The sequence below is a fragment of the Arthrobacter bambusae genome, from assembly GCF_022606295.1.
GTDB classification, from domain to species: domain Bacteria; phylum Actinomycetota; class Actinomycetes; order Actinomycetales; family Micrococcaceae; genus Arthrobacter; species Arthrobacter bambusae_A.
In genome coordinates, this window is sequence record NZ_JAHHZS010000071.1 from 1 (window position 1) to 5,534 (window position 5,534).

The 5,534-nt window shown below is 55.5% G+C and carries 2 rRNA genes; both read right to left on the reverse strand.

Going from position 1 to position 5,534, the window contains the following annotated elements:
- Nucleotides 1-102: 102 nt before the first annotated feature.
- Nucleotides 103-3,241, reverse strand: a 23S ribosomal RNA gene (locus KNN17_RS21910).
- A 580-nt stretch (nt 3,242-3,821) separates the two neighbouring features.
- Nucleotides 3,822-5,343, reverse strand: a 16S ribosomal RNA gene (locus KNN17_RS21915).
- The 16S and 23S rRNA genes sit together here, the layout of an rRNA operon.
- Nucleotides 5,344-5,534 lie beyond the last annotated feature (191 nt).

Here is a 5,534-nt window from a genome sequence, read left to right on the forward strand (position 1 = left end):
TTTTTCGGGGGAACGGTGGTGTTGTTATTCAGTTGTGGTTTGTTCCTGAACGGGTTGTTGTTCGGGAACCACATAGTGGACGCAAGCAGTGATCGTGTTTGTGTGGTGTAAGTTGTCGGCCTATTAGTACCGGTCAGCTTCAACAGTCTTTAGTCCTGTCTTCCACATCCGGCCTATCAACCCAGTGGTCTGGCTGGGGGCCTCTCACACACGAGGTGTATGGAAATCTCATCTTGAAGCGAGCTTCCCGCTTAGATGCTTTCAGCGGTTATCCCATCCGAACGTAGCTAATCAGCGGTGCACTTGGCAGTACAACTGACACACCAGAGGTTCGTCCGTCCCGGTCCTCTCGTACTAAGGACAGCCCTTCTCAAATTTCCTGCGCGCGCAGCGGATAGGGACCGAACTGTCTCACGACGTTCTAAACCCAGCTCGCGTACCGCTTTAATGGGCGAACAGCCCAACCCTTGGGACCTACTCCAGCCCCAGGATGCGACGAGCCGACATCGAGGTGCCAAACCATGCCGTCGATATGGACTCTTGGGCAAGATCAGCCTGTTATCCCCGAGGTACCTTTTATCCGTTGAGCGACGGCCATTCCACAATGTACCGCCGGATCACTAGTCCCGACTTTCGTCCCTGCTTGAGATGTCTCTCTCACAGTCAAGCTCCCTTGTGCACTTACACTCGACACCTGATTGCCAACCAGGCTGAGGGAACCTTTGGGCGCCTCCGTTACTTTTTAGGAGGCAACCGCCCCAGTTAAACTACCCATCAGGCACTGTCCCTGACCCGGATCACGGGCCGAAGTTAGATGTCCAAAGTGACCAGAGTGGTATTTCAACGATGACTCCACCCGAACTGGCGTCCGGGCTTCAACGTCTCCCACCTATCCTACACAAGCCACTCCGAACACCAATACCAAACTATAGTAAAGGTCTCGGGGTCTTTCCGTCCTGCTGCGCGTAACGAGCATCTTTACTCGTACTGCAATTTCGCCGAGTTTATGGTTGAGACAGCGGGGAAGTCGTTACTCCATTCGTGCAGGTCGGAACTTACCCGACAAGGAATTTCGCTACCTTAGGATGGTTATAGTTACCACCGCCGTTTACTGGGGCTTAAATTCTCAGCTTCGCCTTGCGGCTAACCGGTCCTCTTAACCTTCCAGCACCGGGCAGGAGTCAGTCCGTATACATCGTCTTGCGACTTCGCACGGACCTGTGTTTTTAGTAAACAGTCGCTTCCCCCTGGTCTCTGCGGCCCCGATCCCCTCCCACCAGCAAGTGGTGTTCAAGGTTGGGGCCCCCCTTCTCCCGAAGTTACGGGGGCATTTTGCCGAGTTCCTTAACCATAATTCTCTCGATCGCCTTGGTATTCTCTACCTGATCACCTGTGTCGGTTTGGGGTACGGGCGGCTAAGACCTCGCGCCGATGCTTTTCTAGGCAGCATAGGATCACCGGATCCCCCCATGACGGGGGTCCCATCAGATCTCAGGAACGTCATCAAAGACACAGCGACGGATTTGCCTATCGCTGACCCTACATCCTTAGACCGGGGCAACCATCGCCCGGCCCGGCTACCTTCCTGCGTCACACCTGTTAATACGCTTACCTCCCGGGATCAGGTCCCGCGCTCGGCCAAAACCCGCACACCACAAGGGTGATTGGGCAGGCTCCGGGCGGTTAGTATCCCCCGCTTGGCATGGGCGGTCCTTCGCCGGTACGGGAATATCAACCCGTTGTCCATCGACTACGCCTGTCGGCCTCGCCTTAGGTCCCGACTTACCCAGGGCAGATTAGCTTGACCCTGGAACCCTTGATCATTCGGCGGACGGGTTTCTCACCCGTCTTTCGCTACTCATGCCTGCATTCTCACTCGTGTAGGCTCCACCGCTGGTTTACACCGCGACTTCACCGCCCACACGACGCTCCCCTACCACTCCAGACGACTGAACCACGAAGGCTTGTCTACTATCTGAAATCCACAACTTCGGCGGTGTACTTGAGCCCCGCTACATTGTCGGCGCGGAATCACTTGACCAGTGAGCTATTACGCACTCTTTCAAGGATGGCTGCTTCTAAGCCAACCTCCTGGTTGTCTTCGCAACTCCACATCCTTTCCCACTTAGCACACGCTTAGGGGCCTTAGTTGGTGGTCTGGGCTGTTTCCCTCTCGACTATGAAGCTTATCCCCCACAGTCTCACTGCTGCGCTCTCACTTACCGGCATTCGGAGTTTGGCTGACGTCAGTAACCTTGTAGGGCCCATCGGCCATCCAGTAGCTCTACCTCCGGCAAGAAACACGCAACGCTGCACCTAAATGCATTTCGGGGAGAACCAGCTATCACGGAGTTTGATTGGCCTTTCACCCCTACCCACAGCTCATCCCCTCCATTTTCAACTGAAGTGGGTTCGGTCCTCCACGACGTCTTACCGTCGCTTCAACCTGGCCATGGGTAGATCACTCCGCTTCGGGTCTAGATCACGCCACTACACTCGCCCTGTTCAGACTCGCTTTCGCTACGGCTACCCCACACGGGTTAACCTCGCGACGTAACACTAACTCGCAGGCTCATTCTTCAAAAGGCACGCCGTCACCAGAATCAGACTGGCTCCGACGGATTGTAAGCACACGGTTTCAGGTACTGTTTCACTCCCCTCCCGGGGTACTTTTCACCTTTCCCTCACGGTACTGGTCCGCTATCGGTCATTAGGAAGTATTTAGGCTTATCAGGTGGTCCTGACAGATTCACACGGGATTTCTCGGGCCCCGTGCTACTTGGGATCCTCTCCAGGCGGCACACAACATTACGGTTACGGGGCTAACACCCTCTCCGGCCGGCCTTTCAAGACCGTTCACCTATGTCCATGCTCTCACCCCACCGGTCCGGCAGAACCAGTACGGAAAGTCCCACAACCCCGCCCATGCAACGCCCGCCGGCTATCACACATGGAACGGTTTAGCCTCATCCGCGTTCGCTCGCCACTACTAACGGAATCACTCTTGTTTTCTCTTCCTGCGGGTACTGAGATGTTTCACTTCCCCGCGTTCCCCCCACGCACCCTATGTGTTCAGATGCGGGTCACCAGATAACCTCACAGCCTCTGGCGGGGTTTCCCCATTCGGACATCCTGGGATCACCGTTCGGTTATCAACTCCCCCAGGCTTATCGCAGATTCCTACGTCCTTCTTCGGCTCCTAATGCCAAGGCATCCACCGTGTGCCCTTAAAAACTTGACCACACAAGATCAAAAAACTTCTCGAGAGAACCACGGAAACCGCCACATGCAAAAGCACGAACGGATCCAGGTTCAAAAAAAGAAATTGCTGTAAGACACACACACACCACCACCCCAAAAGAAGCAATGACCATGCGCGTGCCTAGATGCTCGCGTCCACTATGTAGTTCTCAAACAACAACCCCGTACCACACCCCCGCACACCAACCACCCCCGCCACAAAAGACGAAGAACAACCGGACACGCACAGGACATGCAACCAGGAAACCAGAAACACACAAACCCGGCACAAGGAAACCACGCAACCCGAACAGGCCACGCACCCCCCACAACCGGCCCTGTTGCCTCAGGACCCAACAGTGTGCCAAACACGAAAACCAGCCCACCCCCACCCGCACCGTTCCAGAACACCCAAAGAGCATCCGTACTAAACACAGGAAAAAACAAACCGGCCGCTATCTGCTGATATTCCACCCATGAGCACCCACCGCAGAACAGACGCCTGCGCAATGGGCTTTGCTTCCACACACCCCCGGACCATCCATGCAGACAGACCCAGAGGCGAAAATGGTGCTCCTTAGAAAGGAGGTGATCCAGCCGCACCTTCCGGTACGGCTACCTTGTTACGACTTAGTCCCAATCGCCGGTCCCACCTTCGACGGCTCCCCCCACAAGGGTTAGGCCACCGGCTTCGGGTGTTACCAACTTTCGTGACTTGACGGGCGGTGTGTACAAGGCCCGGGAACGTATTCACCGCAGCGTTGCTGATCTGCGATTACTAGCGACTCCGACTTCATGGGGTCGAGTTGCAGACCCCAATCCGAACTGAGACCGGCTTTTTGGGATTAGCTCCACCTCACAGTATCGCAACCCTTTGTACCGGCCATTGTAGCATGCGTGAAGCCCAAGACATAAGGGGCATGATGATTTGACGTCGTCCCCACCTTCCTCCGAGTTGACCCCGGCAGTCTCCTATGAGTCCCCGGCCGAACCGCTGGCAACATAGAACGAGGGTTGCGCTCGTTGCGGGACTTAACCCAACATCTCACGACACGAGCTGACGACAACCATGCACCACCTGTAAACCGACCGCAAGCGGGGCACCTGTTTCCAGGCGTTACCGGTTCATGTCAAGCCTTGGTAAGGTTCTTCGCGTTGCATCGAATTAATCCGCATGCTCCGCCGCTTGTGCGGGCCCCCGTCAATTCCTTTGAGTTTTAGCCTTGCGGCCGTACTCCCCAGGCGGGGCACTTAATGCGTTAGCTACGGCGCGGAAAACGTGGAATGTCCCCCACACCTAGTGCCCAACGTTTACGGCATGGACTACCAGGGTATCTAATCCTGTTCGCTCCCCATGCTTTCGCTCCTCAGCGTCAGTTAATGCCCAGAGACCTGCCTTCGCCATCGGTGTTCCTCCTGATATCTGCGCATTTCACCGCTACACCAGGAATTCCAGTCTCCCCTACATCACTCTAGTCTGCCCGTACCCACTGCAGAACCGGAGTTGAGCCCCGGTCTTTCACAGCAGACGCGACAAACCGCCTACGAGCTCTTTACGCCCAATAATTCCGGATAACGCTTGCGCCCTACGTATTACCGCGGCTGCTGGCACGTAGTTAGCCGGCGCTTCTTCTGCAGGTACCGTCACTTTCGCTTCTTCCCTACTGAAAGAGGTTTACAACCCGAAGGCCGTCATCCCTCACGCGGCGTCGCTGCATCAGGCTTCCGCCCATTGTGCAATATTCCCCACTGCTGCCTCCCGTAGGAGTCTGGGCCGTGTCTCAGTCCCAGTGTGGCCGGTCACCCTCTCAGGCCGGCTACCCGTCGTCGCCTTGGTAGGCCATTACCCCACCAACAAGCTGATAGGCCGCGAGTCCATCCAAAACCGCAAAAGCTTTCCACCACCACCGCATGCGCGGAATGGTCATATCCGGTATTAGACCCAGTTTCCCAGGCTTATCCCAGAGTCAAGGGCAGGTTACTCACGTGTTACTCACCCGTTCGCCACTAATCCCCCCAGCAAGCTGGAGATCATCGTTCGACTTGCATGTGTTAAGCACGCCGCCAGCGTTCATCCTGAGCCAGGATCAAACTCTCCGTTGAAGTAAAACAAAAACAGACACAACCACAACCACCGGAAATAACGGCAGAACGGCTGCACAAAATTTGAAACCAGCTGAAAACCAGACCCCACCCACAGGGGCGGACAAGGCCCGGCAAAATCAACCAATCCATAAAAACAAATCGGTATCAACAAACTTGGCACACTATTGAGTTCTCAAACAACAGACACA